18 protein-coding genes and 1 tRNA gene are annotated in these 22,374 nt (G+C 36.7%); 14 read left to right on the top strand and 5 right to left on the bottom strand.

The window, feature by feature from the left end; translation table 11 throughout:
- Nucleotides 1-148 precede the first annotated feature (148 nt).
- Nucleotides 149-1,033 carry a metal-dependent hydrolase gene (locus tag BTO22_RS15345; protein ID WP_258132617.1) on the top strand — a complete coding sequence of 295 codons (885 nt, stop codon included), beginning with the start codon at nt 149-151 and terminating at the stop codon, nt 1,031-1,033.
- 77 nt (nt 1,034-1,110) lie between these two features.
- Here BTO22_RS15345 and BTO22_RS15350 read toward each other — a convergent pair whose 3' ends face one another.
- A complete protein-coding gene (locus BTO22_RS15350) occupies nt 1,111-2,283 on the bottom strand; it encodes a tetratricopeptide repeat protein (protein WP_105056225.1) in 1,173 nt (390 codons plus the stop codon).
- A 392-nt stretch (nt 2,284-2,675) separates the two neighbouring features.
- Between BTO22_RS15350 and BTO22_RS15355 the strand changes: the two genes are divergently transcribed.
- The 7 genes from BTO22_RS15355 (at nt 2,676) to BTO22_RS15385 (ending at nt 12,631) form a co-directional block, all read left to right on the top strand.
- Complete coding sequence (locus BTO22_RS15355) at nt 2,676-3,620, top strand: TerC/Alx family metal homeostasis membrane protein (RefSeq protein ID WP_105056226.1); 945 nt, start codon at nt 2,676-2,678, stop codon at nt 3,618-3,620.
- Between the two features lie 205 nt (nt 3,621-3,825).
- Complete coding sequence (locus tag BTO22_RS15360) at nt 3,826-4,323, top strand: ATP-dependent zinc protease family protein (RefSeq protein WP_105056227.1); 498 nt, start codon at nt 3,826-3,828, stop codon at nt 4,321-4,323.
- 80 nt (nt 4,324-4,403) lie between these two features.
- Nucleotides 4,404-4,494, top strand: a tRNA-Ser gene (locus BTO22_RS15365).
- 85 nt (nt 4,495-4,579) lie between these two features.
- Entirely contained in the window at nt 4,580-5,863 is a 1,284-nt protein-coding gene (locus BTO22_RS15370) for a tyrosine-type recombinase/integrase (RefSeq protein ID WP_105056228.1), read from the top strand.
- 402 nt (nt 5,864-6,265) lie between these two features.
- On the top strand, nt 6,266-8,806 hold the full coding sequence (locus BTO22_RS15375) for an AAA family ATPase (RefSeq protein ID WP_105056229.1): 2,541 nt from the start codon (nt 6,266-6,268) through the stop codon (nt 8,804-8,806).
- Nucleotides 8,803-10,647: a hypothetical protein gene (locus tag BTO22_RS15380; protein ID WP_105056230.1), complete on the top strand. Its 1,845-nt coding sequence runs from the start codon at nt 8,803-8,805 to the stop codon at nt 10,645-10,647. The genes BTO22_RS15375 and BTO22_RS15380 overlap by 4 nt, the downstream gene beginning before the upstream one ends.
- 751 nt (nt 10,648-11,398) lie before the next feature.
- Nucleotides 11,399-12,631, top strand: coding sequence for a sensor domain-containing diguanylate cyclase (locus tag BTO22_RS15385; RefSeq protein ID WP_105056231.1), 1,233 nt, complete (start codon nt 11,399-11,401; stop codon nt 12,629-12,631).
- A gap of 20 nt (nt 12,632-12,651) precedes the next feature.
- Here BTO22_RS15385 and BTO22_RS15390 read toward each other — a convergent pair whose 3' ends face one another.
- Nucleotides 12,652-12,888, bottom strand: coding sequence for a DUF3389 domain-containing protein (locus tag BTO22_RS15390; RefSeq protein WP_105056232.1), 237 nt, complete (start codon nt 12,886-12,888; stop codon nt 12,652-12,654).
- A gap of 225 nt (nt 12,889-13,113) precedes the next feature.
- Between BTO22_RS15390 and BTO22_RS15395 the strand changes: the two genes are divergently transcribed.
- Nucleotides 13,114-14,241 (top strand): acyl-CoA desaturase, encoded by a 1,128-nt coding sequence (locus tag BTO22_RS15395; protein ID WP_105056233.1) that lies wholly within the window; start codon nt 13,114-13,116, stop codon nt 14,239-14,241.
- Between the two features lie 68 nt (nt 14,242-14,309).
- Here the strand turns inward: BTO22_RS15395 and BTO22_RS15400 are convergent, their stop codons facing one another.
- Nucleotides 14,310-15,275, bottom strand: a complete 966-nt coding sequence (locus tag BTO22_RS15400) for a S1 family peptidase (RefSeq protein ID WP_105056234.1) — start codon at nt 15,273-15,275, stop codon at nt 14,310-14,312.
- Between the two features lie 207 nt (nt 15,276-15,482).
- Here BTO22_RS15400 and BTO22_RS15405 point away from each other — a divergent pair, with 207 nt between their 5' ends.
- A complete protein-coding gene (locus BTO22_RS15405; RefSeq protein ID WP_105056235.1) occupies nt 15,483-16,496 on the top strand; it encodes an acyltransferase in 1,014 nt (337 codons plus the stop codon).
- A gap of 107 nt (nt 16,497-16,603) precedes the next feature.
- Here BTO22_RS15405 and BTO22_RS15410 read toward each other — a convergent pair whose 3' ends face one another.
- Nucleotides 16,604-17,512 carry a DUF808 domain-containing protein gene (locus BTO22_RS15410; protein WP_105056236.1) on the bottom strand — a complete coding sequence of 303 codons (909 nt, stop codon included), beginning with the start codon at nt 17,510-17,512 and terminating at the stop codon, nt 16,604-16,606.
- Nucleotides 17,513-17,656: 144 nt separating this feature from the next.
- Nucleotides 17,657-18,544, bottom strand: a complete 888-nt coding sequence (locus BTO22_RS15415) for a DUF5666 domain-containing protein (protein ID WP_105056237.1) — start codon at nt 18,542-18,544, stop codon at nt 17,657-17,659.
- A gap of 82 nt (nt 18,545-18,626) precedes the next feature.
- Between BTO22_RS15415 and BTO22_RS15420 the strand changes: the two genes are divergently transcribed.
- From BTO22_RS15420 to BTO22_RS15435, 4 genes are all read left to right on the top strand, one after another.
- Entirely contained in the window at nt 18,627-19,292 is a 666-nt protein-coding gene (locus BTO22_RS15420) for a response regulator transcription factor (protein WP_105056238.1), read from the top strand.
- Entirely contained in the window at nt 19,267-20,523 is a 1,257-nt protein-coding gene (locus BTO22_RS15425) for a sensor histidine kinase (RefSeq protein ID WP_105056239.1), read from the top strand. The genes BTO22_RS15420 and BTO22_RS15425 overlap by 26 nt, the downstream gene beginning before the upstream one ends.
- 71 nt (nt 20,524-20,594) lie before the next feature.
- Nucleotides 20,595-21,767 carry a YcbX family protein gene (locus BTO22_RS15430; protein WP_105056240.1) on the top strand — a complete coding sequence of 391 codons (1,173 nt, stop codon included), beginning with the start codon at nt 20,595-20,597 and terminating at the stop codon, nt 21,765-21,767.
- An 88-nt stretch (nt 21,768-21,855) separates the two neighbouring features.
- Nucleotides 21,856-22,263 carry an RNA-binding S4 domain-containing protein gene (locus BTO22_RS15435; RefSeq protein ID WP_105056241.1) on the top strand — a complete coding sequence of 136 codons (408 nt, stop codon included), beginning with the start codon at nt 21,856-21,858 and terminating at the stop codon, nt 22,261-22,263.
- The last annotated feature ends 111 nt before the right edge of the window (nt 22,264-22,374 follow it).

The raw sequence follows: 22,374 nt of genomic DNA on the forward strand, positions 1-22,374 counted from the left end.
TAGATCAAGGTAAATCTGAGGGTGATTCTAGTTTCACCACTGCTTTTAGATTGTTCTCACTTTCGTTGCAATGTATGAAAATGAAACATTTTTTTGTGTGCTATCTCGGTATTTTTTAATTAAACTGCTTGCGATTTCAGGAGGACTTATGAATCAAAGAATTACTCACTTACTTAGCTTTTACATACTTATTTTTAGCTCATTTACTAGTAACGCGATCACATTATCGACATGGAATATGGAGTGGTTAACGCTCAATTCTGTTGAGAAATTTTCTTCCTCCGAAAGACACGAACAAGATTTTGAGCAACTAAATAATTACTTTGTGCAATCTAATAGTCAGATTTTAGCTTTTCAAGAAGTAGACTCTATCAAAGCAATCCAAAGAATCGTGGGCAATGATTATCAAATTTTCATATCTGACCGTTCTTCTAATTCCAAAAAACAGTTTAACGATATAAACCAATACACAGGATTTGCTATTCATACATCAATTTCAGCCTCTGATCCTAGAGATTTTTCTCTATTACCAAAGAAAAAAAACAGTAAATTACGCTATGCAACTTACGTTATTGCGACCATTGATAAACAACCTGTCCACCTTCTTTCTGTGCATTTAAAATCGGGTTGTCTTGGGCAAAAGAAAAAGAACTATGCTTGTTCAACATTAGAGCAACAAACCCAAGAATTAACCGATTGGATAAACGCACGAGAAAAAAATCACGACGCATATCTAATATTAGGAGACTTTAACCATACCCTTGCTCACCCAAGAAGCTGGTTATGGAAAAATATCAATAATCAAACAACAGAAACACCTTATCTATTAACAGAAAAGACAAAAGGAAGCTGCACGGTTAAACAATGGAAGCGAGGCTGGCCAAAATACACGACTTTTACTCGTTTAATAGACCATGGTGTGACAAATATGTCTGAGAAGCGTTTTAATGTCATCCAACAACAATTTGAGCAAGCTGACGTTAAAAAATACCAACTAACTGATCATTGCCCTATCCTTTTTGAGTATAACTAACGCCAGATTAATCGAACCATAAAAAAGGAGCACAATAAAGTGCTCCTTTCTATTAGATAGAAAACATCATACTTCTATTAGAATTTTGCAGCGCCATCCATTTTAGTTTGACTAAAATTAATGCTTTCCTTCTTTTCTGCTTTATCTATTTCCTTTGCGTTCACATCTTCTTGCTGTGAACTCTTTTCTTTTTGTTCATCATTAGACTGATTGGGGACCCCTCCACCAACCACAAACTCATTGCTATCTGGGAAATAACTTTCACGCTGATATAACTTATCTAATGATTTTATAATTGCATGCTTTTTCAATTTGCTCTTGGCCATTTTCTCATGAAGTGGTTTTACCATACTCTGTAAACCAATAACAGCATCGACCCCAACAAGATGACCAACATGATCTCGTCGCGATATTGCAGCTTCAATACCATTCTTTGCTGCTAACCATAGCCAGATATAAGCAATAGAATTCCCTTTTTCGTTCGTATCTGCGCCCATCTCACCAGCAAAATATTGAGCTTTAGCGTCACCAGCCTCTGCTGCAAGCTCTAACCAATAAGTTGCTTTTTTAGGATCAACTTGAACCCCACGACCTTCAGCATATTGTTTTCCAATACGAATTTGAGCTTCAATATTATCAAGCATTGCTGCACGTAAATTCCATTCAGCAGCCAACTTAGCATTTGGTTGAGGGTTTGATTCAGCAACATACCAATCAGCAACAAACAGTTGAGCAGGGATATAGTCTAACTCAGCGGCTTCATTAATTAGGTTAATCCCTTTATCAATATTAACGTCAACACCATTTCCCTGCAAAAATGCAATGCCTAACGCTAACTTATCTTCCGGTCCACCTTCTTGAGCAGCAACAACCTTACTCCAGAAAATAGACTTTTCTTTTAATTCGGAGTTTTCACGCTGGCTATCGCATAGACGGATCACTGAGCGCACTGCAATATTATTATCTAATTTCGCCGCCATTTCATACCAATGCAGAGCTTCATCAAAGTTACTCATTTCAGCTTCTTTAGCTAAAAACAATTGAGTCGATATATGACCAGTTTGTGCTTTATAAACACGTTCTTGACGCTCTGCTGCACGAGCTTCAGCTAAAGCTCTGCGATAAGAGCTGGCCTCTCTTTCTTTTTGTTTCTCATGCTTCTTTTGTTTACTGTTTGCAAAAAAGAAATTAATACACACTAATACGAGCAAGGTAACTAGCCCACCGACAGCAATTTGAATCCAATTCATGTTACACCATTTATTCTATTTTTTGATATCACCCCTATTATCGACGAAAAAGAAGAAAACATGAGAGAAATTTTCGTGATTTATGTTAAAAATATTCACACCTAATGCCCTTGATTTATAAATTACTTTCATTGCGATAATTTTTGTTTGTAAAAATTAAAAATCAGGATTAATATCCAGATCTTGGGGAGTAGTCACAAGGTTTAATACTTAACTTTGTTCAGATATCGTCATCCCGAAGCTTCGGCTTCCGGTATCTGTAAGTGGGCAAATGAATGCCAATCACTTTGACAAGACCAAAAACCATAACATTAATGTATTTTGTTTATGGTGGAAGGTTAATACTCTCTAATATTGTCAGTATTCCTTTCACCTATTTGTAAGGAATAATTATGTCACCGTTAACTTGGGAACTGTTTAGTTTCGTTGTTCTCGCTCTATTTGCTCTAGATATGTTTCAAACAAGAAAAGAAGCACCTAGCTTAAAAAAAGCTTTAGTGTGGTCACTTTTCTGGTTCGTACTTGCTTTTATTTTCTGTACAGCTCTTTATGTTTACTGGCCATTAATGGCTCCAAACAGCACTTATTCACCAAAAGACGCTAGTATTGCCTTTATTACAGGTTACTTACTTGAAAAGATGCTTAGCGTAGATAATCTATTCGTCTTTGCATTAATCTTTAGCCAATTTGCCGTACCTGAATCAAGTCGACCTCGTATCTTACTATGGGGGATTATCGGTGCACTTGCATTACGTGCTGTTATGATCTTTGTTGGCGCTGGTTTACTCGCTCAGTATCATTGGATTTTATACATCTTTGCAGTGTTCTTGATCATTACTGGTGTAAAATTGTGGTTTGCTAATACTGAAGAAAGCAATGATTTCTCATCATCAAAATTGGTTGTTTTTGCAAAGAAATACATTCCATTTGATGACAAATACGATGGTCATAAATTACTTACCAAAATAAACGGGAAGAGAATTGCAACACCATTAATGTTGGTTGTTATTGTTATTATGTTTACCGACATTATGTTCGCTTTAGATTCAATCCCTGCAATATTTGCAATCACTCAAGAACCATTCTTGGTATTTGCAGCAAATGTATTTGCATTACTGGGTTTACGTTCTTTGTATTTTGTTCTTCAAGGCATGTTAGATAAGTTCTGTTACTTACAACCTGCATTAGCATTTATCTTAAGCTTCATCGGTATTAAGATGTTCTTAGTCGGGACTGCTTATGAAGTTCCTACTGTGATCTCATTACTGACAATTATTGGTATAATTTCATTAGCCATTATTGGGTCAGTAGTTAAAAACCGCTCTCAAAACGCTTAACTCGACAACGGCGATGTTCACTTGAACATCGCCGTTTTCTTATATCAATTTAAATAAATTATATGTATTCAATAATCTATTGAGATTGATATTAGATCTTTGCATTAATTTGTCCTACCTTTTACATATAAATGAACTCATAAGACATTAAAGCGTCTATTCTTTATTCGCGTTTCATTATTGTATTTAATTATTAAAGGTTCTCATGAAAAAACTCATAATTTCACTCTGCTTTTTATTACTCTCCGTACCAAGCTTTGCTAATGAAAGCTGCTCAAACAAAACAATTGTTGGGCAAATAGAAACTATTCATATCAAAGAACTGAACACCAATTACAAAGCTCGTATTGATACAGGTGCAGCCACAACTTCAATCCATGCGACCAATATTGAAATCGTCGGGCAAGAAGATGAAAGTGATGATATGCGAGACCATTTGGGGGATACGGTTAAATTTACTACCTATAATGAAGACAATATAGCAACGAAGCATACTGCTCGTATCATTAAAGTCAGTCAAATTCGTAACGCTCAAGGAGTTGAACGTCGCTATGCTGTACGAATGCATTTAACATTTGATGGTAAAGAAAAGAAAGTAGCTGTAAACCTTCGTGACCGCAGTAAATTAGATTACAAATTATTGATTGGTCGTAACTGGTTAGAAGGTGATTATTTAGTAGATGTAGACAAAAACGCAGAATAACGTTTATTTTTTAAACGCTTAACCGTTTTTTGAAAAAGTGCTTTACATAAAAATCAAAGCTGACTATTATTCACCGCACTGGAGGGATGGCTGAGTGGTCGAAAGCACCGGTCTTGAAAACCGGCAACCGTTAATAGCGGTTCTAGGGTTCAAATCCCTATCCCTCCACCAAATTAAAAGATTAAACCGCTGTTTTTACAGCGGTTTTTTTGTATCTGTACTATCGAAAATCACCTTGCACAGAAAGGTGGCACAGATGTACTTATTAAGACTCCCAAACAGCGTGTACTATACTCGTATCGCCACTCCAGTTTCACTCCGTGAAAGTGGTTATCCTAACGAACTAAAATTCTCCCTACTGACTCGTGAGCGTAAAACCGCTTATCGTCGAAACGTTGAGCAAGTTCAATTACTTCATACATTGTTCGAAAAAGCCATTACGCTCTCTTTAACGATTATCGAATTTAAAACTGAACTGGCTGAGTCAATTAACACCCTACGAGCCGCTTATAACGCACAACCTGAGACTCAAACTAAAGCCCCTAAGCTTGTAGCAGAGCCTTCACCAAAAATAAAAGTTGCTACACCGTCGCCTGTTATCACCTCAAATACGCTCACTGATTTTATCCAATCTAAACAATTGGAAGGTGTCACACAGCTCACTCTTAATCAATTAGAACAACGGTGTAATGATTTTCTAGGCTATCTAAATGAATTAAATGCAGATAAGCCCACCAATAGCATAGCAATGCACTATAGAGACCGATTACTCAAACGAAAATTAAGCAGTAAGACCTTAAAAGACTACATTGCGGCAAATAGACAGTTTTTTAATTGGTGTTTAGCTCATGAGCTTATTACGGCTAATCCATTTGCTGTCGTCAAAACATCCTCTAAAAATGCAAAGAGTGCTCAAGAGCAAAGACAACGTTGGAAAACTGAGGATTTACAGAAATTATTCTCAAACGACGCTTATCGCAAACAAAACACGGACTTTAAGTGGATAACCTTATTGATGCTTTATCAAGGTTGCAGACCATCAGAAGCTTGTCAGCTTCAAGTTCGGGATATCAAGCAAGGCGAACTGCCTTGTATACAGTTCTCGGACTCTGGTGACGCTCAGAAGCTGAAAAACCAGTTATCTAATCGAACCGTACCCATTCATCAAACATTGTTAGATATGGGCTTCTTAGCCTTTGTGAAAGCTCGCCAGCGAGCAAAAGAAACACAGATCTTTAATGTCAAACCTCGCGGTGCAGATAATGATTGGTCAAAGGATTACAGAAAGACATTCGGCAACATTCTTAATGACGTGGGCTTTAAAGCAGGACAACGAGCAACCGCCTATTCATTCCGTCATACCTTTATTGATGAGTTAAAACGTGCAAATGTCGAAGAGCATGTGGTTTCTGAAATTGTAGGCCATAAGCATCAAAACATGACCTATGGAAGATATGGTAAACGACTGGAGCCAGAGCAGCTTGTAGAGGCCGTAAATCTATTTCATTTAGACGACATAGATATCAGCTTAAGTGCATAGACAAGTATTGAGGACAACCTCGAAATAGGCGTTCACTGAAAGTGTGACGACAATGCAACCCGCTGCGCTATCGTCACACTTTTGCTACGCAAAAGATGCACGATAGCTGCGGGCAAGAGGAAACCTAATCAGCTACTTAAATTAAGTCAAATTAATACCTGTAAGGGTGTTCAATCTGAGCATATAATGCTATTCATCTAAGTATTTACAGTAAAGTTCTCGGGAATTTAATTTCTATTATTTTACATCATATCAACAACCTAGGTATTGATAACTTTCACATTAGCCCTTGGCCCTTTTATTATGATCTAAGTCTCATATTTTTTGATATTAGATATATCCATAATTAATTCTATTCAATAAAATACCTACCTATAAATAAGTACCTACGATAGAGATAATATGGATAAGCACCGACAGCAACAAAATGAAAGACGAGTTATTTGTGTGATTGAAAGAGGTTATAATAACTCTGATAGTGATGTTGGTAAGTTAAGAGCCTTTTTTGAAATTATCTCTCCAAACGAAATAGTCCCAATCAATAGCACTGAGATGTTCTGTGAAACTGAACAAGTGTTTGTTACAGGAAAATTCTCAGAGCTAAAAGAAAAGTTTAGCGATAAACTTTTTGAAGTTTCTTGTATAGAAACTTCCTTTGAACGCCGCGATGGTGACTGCCGATATGTTACACGATTTGACTCCTGCGTTGATATCAAAGGTCTATCATGTTGCCAAGTCTTCGAACAACCTTTACCTAGCGTTACAGACCCAGTTATTGTGCTCACTTCTAAACCATTAACAAAATCAATATTATTTAGAAATGAAGACTATATTTATGGTCCATTTGAGTATACCAATAACAATGAAACTACAGATGGAAATCCGTGCTATCAAGTAAAAGCGATTACAACGCCTATTAACACAACAATTCCCTCATTTCATATTGGTAAGGTATCTTCACCACAGTATATAAGTTCCCTTTATGAGAAAACCCATCAACCAATATTACTCGGAAATATTAAAAGATGCTTTGATTCAGCTGAGTTGATTGACTTTATATCTGATGACCAAATTATCACCACTTATGGGGCTAAAATAGCTCAAAACTCTGAAATTCGTAGTTTCAATAAAGGGACTATCACACAAATTAGAAAGTCTTTTGCGTCAAGCATCGACCAAAGAAGGTTTCCCGACCGTTTCAAACGTTTATTTGAAGCTCTCGATAAATCAAACTCTTGGGAAGGACATCGTCAGGAGCTTATCGATAGTTTCTTGACTACAAATTCAGGAAAAGACATCGTAAATAATTATATTAGAGTTAACCGCGATGATTTTTTTAAAGGGGAGAAGCAATCTTATCTTGAAAAATTAGATAGAGAGTACAAAGACAAACATGTTGAAATCGAAGATTTAACATCAAGAAAAGAAGTGATCGAATCAGAGATTCGTAAGCTGCAAAGAGCGCGCGAGCAAGTTGATCTAAATGCAGTTCAAACCAGTGAATCAAACGAGAATTTAGAAGCACTAACTCAGGAACACAAGGCTCAATTTGAAGCTGAAATTCAAGTTAAAAAAGGAGAATTAGATCATCTTTCCACCGAATTAGCTGACCTTCAAAGTAAATACAGTAAATTTAATACAATGGAGTCTATTGAAGACGAAATAAAAGGTTTAGAACGGGATAAAGACCGAGCTAAAGAACGCTTGGATGGCATGAAAAAACAAGTTGTCGAAGTCCAAAAAGAACTAAAAGATACTAATGAAAACTTAACTGCAAGATTGTTGAAATTAAAACCAGATGTAGACGCACTATCGGGAATTGCACCGAGAAAGAAATCAGAGTCGGTTAGTTATAGCACACCTATCCAATCAACTAAGTCTGATGATTTAGATGATATTCGTGAAGAACTTATTGACCGTACATTAGATGCATTAAATAAGTTAGGCCGTAAAACAGACTATAACACTGTTACCAATATACTTACGACCCTTGCCCAATCACAATTTACGTTATTTTCAGGTCGTCCAGGAACAGGGAAAACTTCCTTAGCTAAAATGTTAGGATCCAGTTTAGGCTTGCAAAATCGATTATTAAATATTCCTGTAGCAAGAGGATGGACCAGTTCTAAAGACGTTCTAGGGTTTTACAATGCTCTTTCTTGTTCATTTAACCCCGCGGCAACTGGGCTTTATGAACTTTTAACGCAACTGGATAAAGAATCTAAAAAAGGTGGAAACGGAGCACCAGCCATTTGCCTACTTGATGAATTCAATTTAAGTCAGCCTGAGCACTATTTCAGTCCATTCTTAGAAATGTCAGACCCAGAGTCTAACCGAACTATCGCGACTGGAGATCAAGATAGACCATATCTAAAAGTACCTCATTATTTTCGCTTTTTAGGCACTATTAATCATGATGAGTCTGTACAATCTTTAACTCCAAGAATGTTAGATCGAGCGGCTATAATTAGTTTCGATGAGATTGAACCTGACTATGATTTATCATTAAATACGCCTATAAGCTTAGAAACATTAGATATTGTCCCAATTTCAGGTAAAACGTTTATTGAAGCATTTGCCCCTAAATCACTTGTTCTACCTCAGGAGATTGAACGTACTCTAAAAGAGATTATAGATACCCTTAGGGATGATAATGTAGAATTTGGTTCTACGGTAAATGTTTCGTTTCGAAAGCTAAAAGCCATTAGAGCTTATCACAACGTGACCTCTTCTATGTATATTGATAGTAGGTTTGCAGCTTTAGATTATGCAGTGAGCCAACATATTATTCCTCTTCTGAATGGTTATGGTAAAAGCTTCGGTAGACGATTAGAGCAGCTTAAATCCTGTATTCCTGATGAGATGGAAATTTCACATAAAATGCTGCATAGAATAATAGGAAATGGCAACCAGAATATGTTCACATATGGTTATAATCTATGATTGAATGGTATCTCGATATTTTTTACGGGGAAAGTGAGGCACGATATGACCTTACTTTACCTCAAGAAAGTCGAATAAGTATCCGAGAGACCAGTAATATCAGATTTTCTGTATCAGTTGAAGAGACTGAGTTTCATAATTTTGGTACTCCTTACCTTGTGATTTCGGATATACCTGTTGAGATGAAATTCAGCCATGACAATGATGGGTATCGAGTATTTGAATCTATTGATCCTATAATGTCTCACTCTTCTCGTTATTTTTATAACTTCTTTGGAGAGAGTGAAATCAGTTTATATTTTGACCTGCGTACATCTAGTGCATTCTCTAGTCATACAGTAAACATCTTAGCAAGGCGAGCTAACGCTGAACTAGCAAGCGAGATGTTAGAACATATAACGTCAAAGCTAGATGATGCTATATCTATCTGCTTCTCTAGAAGTAAAGTCCCTGTAGGATTCGATGATTCTCAGACTTTTAACTTTAGCCGTTTAGACATCATTCAAAACGCTATTACATATCTATCTGAATCCTTACCTACATTTTTACGAGAGCATAAATATACTTGGAAGCCTAAGATGGAGATGACTGAGCGAGGACAACCTACAGGTCCAGATTCTGTTCATTGGGTATTAAATAACCTAGACAAACTCTCACCTGCGAGTGTTGATGATGCAAATTTAGTATATAACAACAGAGGTTATCGCCTTGATATGTTACCAAAGGAAAGTATTGTAAAGGAACAAAATGTATATGAAAATCAGGTAATTCATACTTTCTTACATAATATGATTCTGTTGCTTATCGATATTAAAGAGCAATATAGCATTGAAAGTTTAGTTCACGGTAACGATGTTGTAGATCTAGAGTATGTGCGATTTGATCATACAATGAGTAAGTTCACCCAACTAGCTCTAGCTCATAAGGTTAATCAAATTGACTCTTTAATGGTGGCAATTGAACAACTCAAAAGAGTTTTTAAATCTAAGCTTCCAGCTAGTCTTGTCCCTGGAATCCAGCCAAGAGTTACATCATATGTAGCTAAACACCTTCACTATAGAAACACCTTTCTACTAATAGATAAGTGCTATAAAGCACCATCTCCTAGTTTTGAAGGTGCAAGTTTACTCTTGGGCCTAAAAAACTTATCTATCGTATATGAAACATCCTCATTGTTACTGCTTCATGAGTCTATTAAACGATGTTTTGCCGTTAAATTAGATGAAATGTCTTATAGAGAACACTCTGAGTTTCATCCATTTGGCGGTGTTCACAAAATACGTCCTCAAGGAAAAGTAAATAACTATTTCAGGTTTGATAGTGAATTATTTACGGTAGAGTTATTTTATGAGCCTAAAATTTATCCATTTTCAAAAAATAGCTCCGAAGGTGATCTTGTTGATACGAGTTATTCAAGAAGAAACAAATACGGTTTGCATCATTTCTGTCCTGATTTTGTTCTTAAAATTAAGTCACAAGAGTGGACAAAACCTGCAACAATCATTTTGGATTCTAAATATAAAGATGCATCAACAATTCAGCAATACGATATCAATACTCTAACTCAAAAGTATCTTTTAAATATTCACCAAGTAAATTCAAATGGTCGTTTAGGTGTTTCAGCAGTAAATTTATTACTTTTGTTATTCCCACACTCACGAAACGGAAACGTAGTCAGGACAGTAGCTCGCCAGCATTGTCTTGATGGCGAATATCCATTATTACCCCAATCTAGTGCAATACTGGTTAAACCTACAGAAGCTGAACTATTAGATGACCATCTATCTTCTTTCATTGAAGTTATGAATGAAGACGCAAAAATAGTAGTGGCTAATTTATAGAATTAAAATTGTTTGCTATTTCTAGTCAAAGCGTTTGTATTGCTTGTTCTAAGTATTGAGAGATAATAGGCGTTTGTTAGTAACGTTTGTTCCGAACAAACATTACTAACAAACAAACTTACTGAACATTGACCGATGCATCCTCAAACATATAATACAAACAATCTTGAAAAACACCGATTACCCTTAATTTACCCCTAAACCCGCAAACATCAGATAAATAATCGGATTTCCTTGACGATTAACCATTTTATCGCTATTAATATGTACCAGACATACGGTTAAATTGATTTTTGAGAAAAACAGATAACCCATTGTAATTACAGCACTTTTGATTGATAGGTGTAGCATTCAAATCCCTATCCCTCCACCACTTTTCAAAATTCAGATAGAATCTGAGTTTTAAAAAATTGGAGTGGTAGTTCAGTTGATTAGACTCTTTATTGGGGAGTTAAGCGGCCTGACACGCCGAGGGACGTGCTGCTCTCAAGGTGGAGATAGAAAGTCCCGCCCGCTCCACCAACACAACGAAGCCTTGTCAGAAATGACGAGGCTTTTTTGTATCTGTTGAATATAGAAATAATTACTTTTTGAAAATTCGATAGCGTTTGGGCTTTAATAATTAGAGTGATAATGTTTATTAGGCCTTTCTTCTTATTTTTGATCCAGCCTCTCTATTTCTATGTCATAGGTTTATTTGTTTCCAGCAAAAAGATAACATGAGGTTATGGTTTATGAGCTAGGATACGTAATGGATAAAGTTCACGTCGACTCAACTTATGGTGTGGTCATACATCGTAATTTTTCTCCCCTTTATGTCGATGAAAAATATGCGCAGATGTTTGGTTTTCAATCTACAGAAGAAGTCATGAATCTTAGTTCATTATTTGACATTATTGATCCTAAGTTTCACAACTCAGCATTACATGTTTACAACGCTGTAATTCAGGGGAAAGAGCCTCCGAAAGTTCGATCTTATGTTAATCAAAATAAACATGGTAAGCTTTTCTCTGTTCTTACTGTTGAACATGTCGTTGATTGGGAAGGAGAACCCGCACTTCAAATTACCGTTATTGATATGTCACAAATCGATCGTGCAAATCAACAAATTATCGAACAAGAACAACGCTATAAAGATCTTATCTGGAATTCATTACAAGGTATTATTGTCCATCGTAATTTTAAACCATTAATGGTAAATCCTTCATTTGCAAAAATAATTAAAGCAAAATCAGTCGATGAAGTCATGTCTCTGGATTCCTTTCTATGCGTTGTTCCGGAATACAATAGAGAAAATGCGAAGAATCGCTACCAACAATTGATTTCAGGGGAAGTGAATGCAACGAATTCAATAGTAGAAAACATCACTTTTGATGGTCAACAACGTTACTTCCAACTTTTTGAAAGTGTCATTAATTGGGATGGTGAGCTTGCAGTTCAAAGCTCAATTATAGATGCGACCGATAAGTACCACCTAGAGCAAAAAATTCAATACCAAGCCTCTTATGATGATTTAACCGGTCTATTAAATCGGCGCGCCATTATTGAAAAATTACATAAAGAAAGAGCGCCTGAATCATGCCCTTCTGAAGTATGCTTATTAATCGACATTGATAATTTTAAGTATATTAATGACCACTTTGGCCATAGTGCTGGAGATGAAGTAATAAAACGCTTTTCACAACAATGCAAAGAGGTCGTTGGCGATTGCGGGTTAATCGCTCGGTGGGGCGGTGAAGAGTTTATTATATTCCTTTTAGAACGAAGCATAGAAGAAGCTAATATTATTGCTCAGACTATTCTCCATCGCTGCGAACAAGAATATTACGAATTTTCTGGAACAAAGCACAGCGTAACTGCCAGTATTGGTATCAGCAAATGTTCTCCTGAACATTGCAATATTGAACATCTCATTCAAGCTGCCGACAACAATATGTATCAAGCAAAGCAACAAGGTAGAAACCAAATTGTTTTACCTGATTAGCCGCACGTATTCCATAATAATTAATAAAACTCAATAGCAATACCTATCTCTTGAGATAGTTGCTTTAATTGGGCCTCATCATCTAATTTAAGCGACCATTTCATACCACTACCAACGGCACTGATCACGTTTGCTCCACCAATTAAAGTCAGAGCATCAACTTCTGCTTGCATTGTGATCCTCGAATTATTTTTTAAGCGAACAACAATCTCATGTTGAGTTGCTATGATATCGCCTTCTGAAAAAGTAATTTTCATTCTAATTTTCTTCTTACGTTATTTAATGGCTCCAAATTATACCCTCTTTATCTTCACTTCAAAGTAACTATCTCTGTCTTATTTATTTGTCTGAACAATGAATAATTCATAAAATTGAGATTACCTCATCACATTTGTTACATATTCCTACCTTACTCTTCTTGACTAAAAGAACGACACAAATTATTCTAGCGCACAACTGTACGCTTAAATGGAATCTTTATTATGACCCAAGGATCTAGACCTCCAATTATTTGGTTAAATGTATTTGTCTTTACATCAAGTTTGTTACTTGCTTTTGTTGCTACCCCTATTTATGCCTACTATCACGGTTTAGGTGGAGAGCATTGGTTATGGCTTCTATTGGCTTTTAGCTTTTGCAATCTATCCATTACAGCTGGCTATCACCGCTTATGGTCACATAAAGCATATAACGCTCATCCTGCCTTACGATTTATTTTTGCTTTAGGTGGTGCTTTTGCCCTGCAAAACAGTGCGCTGCATTGGTCTTCTGATCATAGAGTTCATCATCGCCATGTAGATAATAATGACAAAGACCCCTACTCAGCCAAGCGTGGGTTTTGGTTTTCTCATATTGGTTGGATGCTACGTCATTATCAGCCAGCAACTTACAACGATTACGCAAACTGTCGCGACCTGCAAAAAGATGCCGTTGTAATGTGGCAACATAAGCATTACGTCTTGCTTGCTCTACTAATGAACTTTGGTATTCCGTTATTATTAGGGGTCATTTATGGGGATATTATCGGCATGCTGTTAATGGTCGGCGCCGTACGTTTAGTATTAAGCCACCACACAACTTTCTTTATCAACTCACTTGCTCATATTTGGGGTTCTCAGCCCTATACTGAAAAAAACACCGCGCGTGATAATGGCATTTTAGCTGTATTTACTTTTGGTGAGGGTTACCATAATTATCATCACATTTTTGAAAATGATTACCGTAATGGTATTTACTGGTGGCAATATGATCCTACAAAATGGTTTATTAAAAGCTGTTCATGGTTTGGCTTAACCACTAAGTTACGAGTTAGCCCTCAAGCTAAAATAGAAAAAGCTAAAGCCCTTATGTTACGTAAGAAAGCGGAAGATAAAATTGCATCGCTTCATAATTATCATGCAATTAAAGAACATTTAGAAGCTGAGTACGATGCGCTGATTGAACGTATGTCAGAGTATTACGACTCGAAAAAACAGCTTCTTGATAATAAGAAAAATGTCTTATCGAAAAAATATGAATTGGCAGTTCTTAGTGTTCAACATAAACAAATTAAGCTACAGTTTGAGCAACAAAAAAGAGCATGGGACAACCTTGTTTTACAATACGTTTAATTTTGTTTTAACGTAAATAAAAAGGGCAGCCAATAATTAGCTGTCCTTTTTTACGATGTCCAATACCATCAAAGTGATTTTTTACGGTAGATACTAAGCATAAGTAGCCCAAGCAAACTACCAAAAGCAAATGCACCACCCGAGCTATCACTTAAATCTGTCGCTGTTCTTGTTGCAGATATTTCACCATTCTGCGCTTTACGTATCCAATCCGCATATTGACTAACATCGGTAAAAACTGATTGTGCAACCAGTGCTCCATCACCACAAACACTAGGCCCAAAACTAACAATGCCTATTTGTGTTTTTACACCGTTGTTATCCCAAATTAACGGACCTCCAGAATCCCCCTGACATGTTGCTGTCACTAAATTACTGTCATCAAAAGAGCTTCCTGTTGCGCAAACCTGCTTAGTTGATGTGGTAAAATTAGTCCATATATCGCATACATCAGGGGGAACGTATGTAACCGTCGCTTGCATCAAATCAACTTGGCTATTTGCTGCACTTGAATTTAACCGGCCATAGCCGATAATTTTAAAGTCTTCCGCGGGGGGGATTCTATACTCCTGGCCTTGAACTGTAGAGTCACCTAATATTGCAGCATGTATTGATGTATATGTAGGTAAAGGTTGAGATAATTCAAGCACTGCCACATCATTAAGTAGCGTTGAGTTATTATAGTCACTCGGATAGTAAATATTTTTTACTGCCACTCTTTGTGCAGCCAGCATTCCTTGCCCATCATTCGCTTCTATGGCAACTTTCATATTCCCAATACGGTAAGAAGCCACGTCATAAACGCAATGTGCTGCCGTTAAAATATGAGTACTATCTAATACGGAACCACCACAAAATGGATAAATAATCCCCGGTTGACTCTCATACTCAAACATCAGGGACGCCATAAATGGGTATTCAGCTACATTGACAGAATCCCCTCCGACAATATATGGGGCGATATTAATGTCTTCTGCTTGTAGAGCAAAAGAGCACAATGATAATGGTAATACCAAACCAAGAACTGCTTTCATCTTTATTCCTTGATACGCAGACAATATATGTTAATAATATACCAATAAGTTGTTTTAATTTTAGCTTATGTTTGTTGTTTTATCATCTTCAGTAACACTTTACGTTGCAGTTAACATATTTCAATGTCCTTACATAAATCAGACACTTTATAGCGATATTTAAAGTACAACTAAGCTAACCAAAATAAATAATGAGTAGGAAATACGATGGAAAGAGTCTTCTTTTTTGATTTACTAAGATGCATTGCCGCAGTAGCGGTAGTTGCCATTCATGTACTTGCCCCCTATAGAAATGAACTTAACATAATTCCGTTTGAGCAATGGGCAACCGCAGTATCAGTAAATAGTTTAAGTCGCTGGGCCGTACCAGTGTTCATTATGATTACTGGTGCACTGATGCTAAGCGATAAACGAGAATTTAATGCACCTTATTATGTAAAAAAACGGTTAGGGAAAGTACTCGTACCTTTTCTTTTTTGGTCCGTATTCTATGCCTTACTATCAGGGTTAACCGCTCAAGGGTATAATTTTGAATCAGCAAAAAGCGTTCTTATCGACCTTCCTTTTGAATATACCTATTACCATTTAGGGTTCTTTTATTATTTTATTCCCCTCTATATTGTTATTCCTTTCTTGCGAGTAATCGTGCAAAAACTGGATAACACAGCATTATTTTCCATTATTGGGATATGGTTGCTAACAACCTGTTTCTTCTTAGCTAAATTTGAAGGTCCATGGAGTACTGAGATCTGGCTATACAGTGGCTACTTATTATTAGGTTATGCTCTATACCAACGAATAGAATTAAACAAAAAGAACACCATAATCGCACTTATTATTGGACTTACCGCCCTAGCAACGACCACTTATATGGTGATCAGCCAAAGTGTATTACTGGATGAATATACCGTAGGTAAATGGCTATCTTACAAAACCATTAATACCGTTGCTGCCGCTGGTATGCTGTTCTTTGTATGCCGTTACTATGGTGAATCACTGTCTGATAAATCCCGCACCATTGTTGGTTTTATTAGTACCTATAGCCTAGGCATTTACTTACTTCACCCATTATTCTTATGGCCTATGAAAAACTTTGAATGGTATGCAGGCCATAATCCAATGTGGGTCATTCCTGTTTGGGTTGTTCTAAGTGGTGCAGGCGCACTTGGTTTGAGCTGGCTGCTGTCTAAATCCCCAAAAACGGCATGGCTTGTACCTTAATTTTTCTGGCTGCGATAATCAATTATCGCAGCCATTTGTTCACTTTATTATTTTCAAGCCCACCGATAAAAAATAATGCCAATATAATTACTAAAATTGGTATAACTCTATCGAGATTTAATCTTCTGATAAGTGCTAATTACACCAAGAAGAAGAAAGCCACTAAGTAAACCTATAATCCCATTCCCAACAATTGGGTATGTCGCAGCAACATAAGGAAGGCTAGGAAGTAAGCTAACAACGCTTTCTAGTGCATGGTGAACAAATGGAAGGCTGTGAACAACAATCCCACCACCCACTAAAAACATTGCGATGGTACCGACAACCGTTAGAAATTTCATTAACTTTGGTGCCATTGCAACTAAACCATTACCAATCGATAAAGTCATACCTTTACCTTTGCTTTTTCGTTGTAAATAAAAGCCTAAATCATCCATTTTCACAATGCCAGCAACTAAGCCGTACACAGCAATCGTAATTAATACTGCAATAAAACTCATTACCAATACTTGAGTAATAAACGGATGTCCTTGAACCGTTCCAAGAGCAATGACAATGATCTCAGCTGAGAGAATAAAATCGGTACGAATGGCCCCTTTTATCTTCTTCTGCTCATAATCTTCAATATCTTCTGGGTTTGTTTGCTTTTCTTTTTCACGCTCTGCTTTTGCGTCATGCTGATGAAAAAATTTCTCATGAATTTTCTCAGCACCTTCAAAGCAAAGGAATAAACCACCAATCAATAATAATGGAGTAATCAACCAAGGCGCAATTGAACTAATCAACAAGGCTGCTGGTACCAAAATTAACTTATTCTTAAATGACCCTTTAGCAACGCCCCATACCACCGGGATCTCTCGCTCAGCCCTAACGCCAGACACTTGTTGTGCATTAAGCGCTAAATCATCGCCCAATACACCCGCCGTTTTCTTTGCTGCCACTTTTGACATCAAAGCAACATCATCAAGTACTGAGGCAATATCATCTAATAGTGTTAGTAAACTTAACCCTGCCATTTTGTTTCCTTATTTCATCATTCTTAACTAAATAGTAATCCTAATTTGATTCTTGTCATGATTTATTTTTTAGATCATGCACAAGAAACAAAAAAACCACTGACTCAGTTAGAGTCAGTGGTTCGTTTTTAATACATAATGTCTTTAATCAAATTCGATTTCAGAGGCTTGTAATTGACCTGCGTTATTAATCAAATCAACATCCACTTTAGAACCAACTTTCAATTGTTCTTTAATTCCATCTTCAAAACGAGTATTTTCAGTAATCGCAACCACTGTTTTACCATTTAATGTCATCGATGTTTTATTAGCATCAAGAGCAGTTACATAACCTTCAACTTCAGCATTTGCTAGATCAAGCTCATTTTCCACATCAACGTCTGTTGCATCGAAATTTTTTGAAACTGTATTATAAGAACCTTCAATCTCAACCCAAACACCATCACTTAATTCAGATTCATCGTCATGATCTAAGAATGAACCTGAATAATCTACAACTACATCATCAATTTTAAATGTTTTAGTATTTAAATTTAAAACCGAGATCTTACCTTCATGTAAAGCTTGGGTTGTAAAATCAATCTCATTAATAGCAGTAAGAACCCACTTAGGTGTAGCGTCCATATAACCAGAAAGCATCACCCAATCACCAGTTACAATATTTGAAGCATCCAAATTAGAAAAAATAAAAATCTGCCCATTTACTTTAATACTACCTGCTTGTATTTCCTCAACCTCTCCGACAATCTCAGGATCAAGTTCAATTTCATAAGCAGCACCATCATCGAACTCAACATCAGCCTGCATACCTGCTGCAAGATTGTTTTTATCAACATAATGCCCATTCAATTCAACACGAGCACTTGCTAAATTTAATGGCATCGAATTAATTGTCATCGTATCGGCATTCGCATCAACCGCTTCAATAGCACCAATATATGAACTTGATGCACGACTGTCTCCAGACTCATCAGACCCACCACAACCCGTAAGAACAACACTTCCTAATAATAAAACAGCAACTTTCTTCATTTTTTAACCTAATTATTACAATTAATCACACTAATGAGAGTAATATAGCGACAAGAAAGTGAAGGATTCGTGAAGAAGATAAATGAAAGTATTAATTGTTGAAGATAATCACCACGTAGCAGAGACCATTGCCGATTATTTAGAGTTGGTAGGCATAGATATTGACTGCGCTTATCACGGCGTTGCGGCGATTGAAATTCTAAAAAAAGAAAGCTTTGATGTCATAGTAATGGATATCATGATGCCAAAATTAGATGGTATCAGCACTGTTGAATCATTAAGAAACGATCACGCTTGTAGTACTCCAATTCTGTTTTTAACAGCCAAAGACACCCTTGAAGATAAAATTCACGCCTTTGAAGTGGGTGGAGACGATTACCTTGTAAAACCTTTCGCTATGGAAGAATTACATATGCGGTTATTGGCACTCTCTAAACGCGGCCGCCGTACCGACATTGGTAAACTAACGTTCAAAGATATGGACATGGATATCAAAGCTGGCACCTTATCTCGTCAACAAAAATTAATAAAACTGGCCCCTATTCAATTAAAAATTATTGCATTATTAATGAAAAAAGCGCCTGATATAGTCAGTAAAAATGAACTTATCGAACATGTTTGGGGTGATGAATCACCATCAAGTGATGCATTGCGAAGCCATTTATACACAATTAGAAACGCCATTGATAAAGGCTTTAATACACCAAGACTAGAGACGATTCATGGAAAAGGCTACCGACTTAAATAGCACAATAAAACACCCAAGTTTCTTCAAAAAGATACGTTGGACGTTTGGCATATTGACGTTTTTAATGTTTGCTTTATTTTGGTCTGTTATCTACATAGCGGAAGACCAATTAGAAATAATTAGTCTTCATCACTGGCTTGATACCGAAGCAAATCAATATATAGGGAAATACCCCCAATTAGGTGAAGATACTCCCCTTCCTAATGAAGAAGAGTTCTCGACTTATTGGAGCGAAAAAGATCACCCTCTTTGGTTAAATGTCTATAAAAAACCAGGGCTCTACGAGCAACAACTTGGAATTGAAGATAAACATTTTATTGTAAAACCACACCCATCAGGTTCGGGGTTATTGTATATCCTCTTTCAAGATGACTCTGATGATTACTTAGATGAATATGAAGCAAACTTGCACATATTAACCTTAGCTCTTGGTGGTATTTCTACTATTTTAATGATTTTATATGGCATCTATTTTGTCCGTAGTATTTCATTACCTCTTCGTCATATACAACGTAAAGTGGAGCTCATGTCTCCAGAATATGATGATTTCACGATTGATACTAAATACCAAGAAACACGAGATATCGAAAGAACTCTCCTAGAAAACAAACATCATATCGCTCAGTTTTTTACCCGAGAAAAAGAGTTTAGCCGCTTCGCCTCACATGAATTAAGAACGCCTATTATGGTTATTCAAGGCTCTGCTGATTTACTGGCAAAAGTCCCTAACCAACCTAATGTGGCTTTAAAAGCGATTAATCGCTTACATCAAGCCAGTGAAGAGATGACTCTGCTAACAGAAACCTTTTTATTACTCGGCAAACAAGAAATTGAAAGCCACCATTTTCATCAATATCAGATTGAGCAAATATTACAGGCTCAACTAGCTCACCTAGAACCATTGTTCGCCAAGCAAGAAATGGGCGCCGAGCTTTCAATTGAAAAAGGAGACGCTTGCCTTGCTCCAAGCAGTTTTATTACTGTTGTGATAAATAACCTGATTAAAAATGCATTTAGCTACAGTGTTGGCGACATTCAAATTTCATTAAAACATAACCGTCTGTGTATCATTAACTGCCATGATGGTAATGATACCTATAATGCTGGTTATGGTTGTGGGTTAGTCATTGTTGAACGCATTTGTGAGCGCATGAATTGGCCATTTGAAATACAAAAAACAGATAAAGATTTCATTACTACCGTTATATTTAACTCTTATGAATTTAGCTAACGTCACTATAGAGAATAAATAGGACTGTAAAATAGACTTTGATACACTTAATAACAATTACAACACAAAGAATGGATGCCACAGTGAGCCAAGAAAATTTAATGTCACGTTTATCAAACATCAATGTATATCCTGTAAAATCAATTGCGGGTATTTCTTTATCTACCGCTCAAGTTGAAAAACAAGGTTTACAGTGCGACCGTCGTTTTATGGTGGCCTCTTTAGATGGGAAAATGATTACCGCACGTACTCACCCACAAATGGTTAAAATCAAAGCCATTATTGAGCCTGATGGATTAGTTCTATGCTATCCAGGATTGATTGACCTGCATTTCACCTTTGATGAATTAGAAATGAAAGAGATCGATACAACCGTTTGGAGTGATACTTTTACGGCTTACTCCACCACAGAAGAAGCTAATCAGTGGTTCAGCTCTATTTTAGGTACTGAAGCACAATTACTATTCTCTGGCGAGCAATCCAATCGTATACGCGAAAGAATTCAAACCAATGTGAGCTTTGCTGATGGCTACCCATTATTGATAATAAGTGAAGCTTCACTAACGGAATTAAACAAGCGCAGTTCTAGTAACCACACTATGGCACAATTTAGAACAAATCTTGTTATCTCTGGTAACGAAGCCTTTATTGAAGATTCTTGGAAGCGCATTCGCATTGGTGAAGTGGAATTTGAAGTTGTGAAACCTTGCCAACGCTGTATTTTAACCACTGTAAATCCAAATACAGCTCAATATCATCCAAATAAAGAACCGCTAAAAACATTCTCAACGTTCCGTGCCGATGACTCTGGTAATGTCTACTTTGGTCAGAACCTCATTGCTAAAAATGAAGGGATGATTAAGATCGGAGATAAGATCGAAGTATTAGAAACTAAAGAGAAAGAATATTATAAAGATTTAGGCTCTATTGCTACTACTCAGCAAGTAACAGTAGATCCAATCAAAGCAAAAAAAGACGTTAAATCAGAAGAGATTACCATTAGCTTAAACGGAAATTTATTCACTGGTAACACTGAAGACCCTTTACTTCAACAAGTTGAGGCCGCAGGACTTAGCATCAATTACAGTTGTCGATCAGGTTTATGTGGTGCTTGTCGTGTCACTTTAGAATCAGGCGATGTTGAGCAAGAAGACTCTCCTGCACTAAATCAGCGTCTTAAAGATGCAGGAATGATATTAGCTTGCTGCTCTGTACCTAAAACAGATATTGAAGTGGTTGATTAAGACTTTCACTCGCAGGTAGAGAAAGGCGCTAGGACGATGCCTTTCTCTCAGTTACAATAACCATAATTCGTAATCCTAAGAGAACCACATGTCAGATCAAGAAGAATTTGAAGTAGAAGCGATTGGCGTTGAAGTAAATGTTCAACCTATCGAACTCTATAAAGTATTAAAAATTGCTAATGTTGTGAATGGCGGCGGTGAAGCTAAGCATATGATTAGTGAAGGCTATGTAAGTGTGAACGGCGAATTAGAACAACGTAAACGTCGTAAAATGTACGATGGTGATGTTATTGAGTTCAATGAAGAGTATTACGTTGTTATCTGTGATACTCCTGTTGGTGAGCTGCCAGAAGTTGAAGAAAAACCTCAATTTATTCCAGTAGAACCTGAGTACACAGAACCAAAGCCTAAAAAAGAAAAGAAGAAAAAACAGAAACCAGAAATTCCAACAACGATTGACCCAGAAAGCGGGCGTCGTTCAATTAATTTCTTCTAATCCAGTTTCAATTATAAGCCCCTACCTTTAGGTAATGCCGATCAGTTAGTCACTTTATTGAGTAATTATGCACTATTTATTCAATGTCTAATAGATATGGCAAAGTACCCG

Source organism: Aliivibrio sifiae (assembly GCF_002954705.1).
Classification (GTDB): Bacteria; Pseudomonadota; Gammaproteobacteria; order Enterobacterales; family Vibrionaceae; genus Aliivibrio; species Aliivibrio sifiae_A.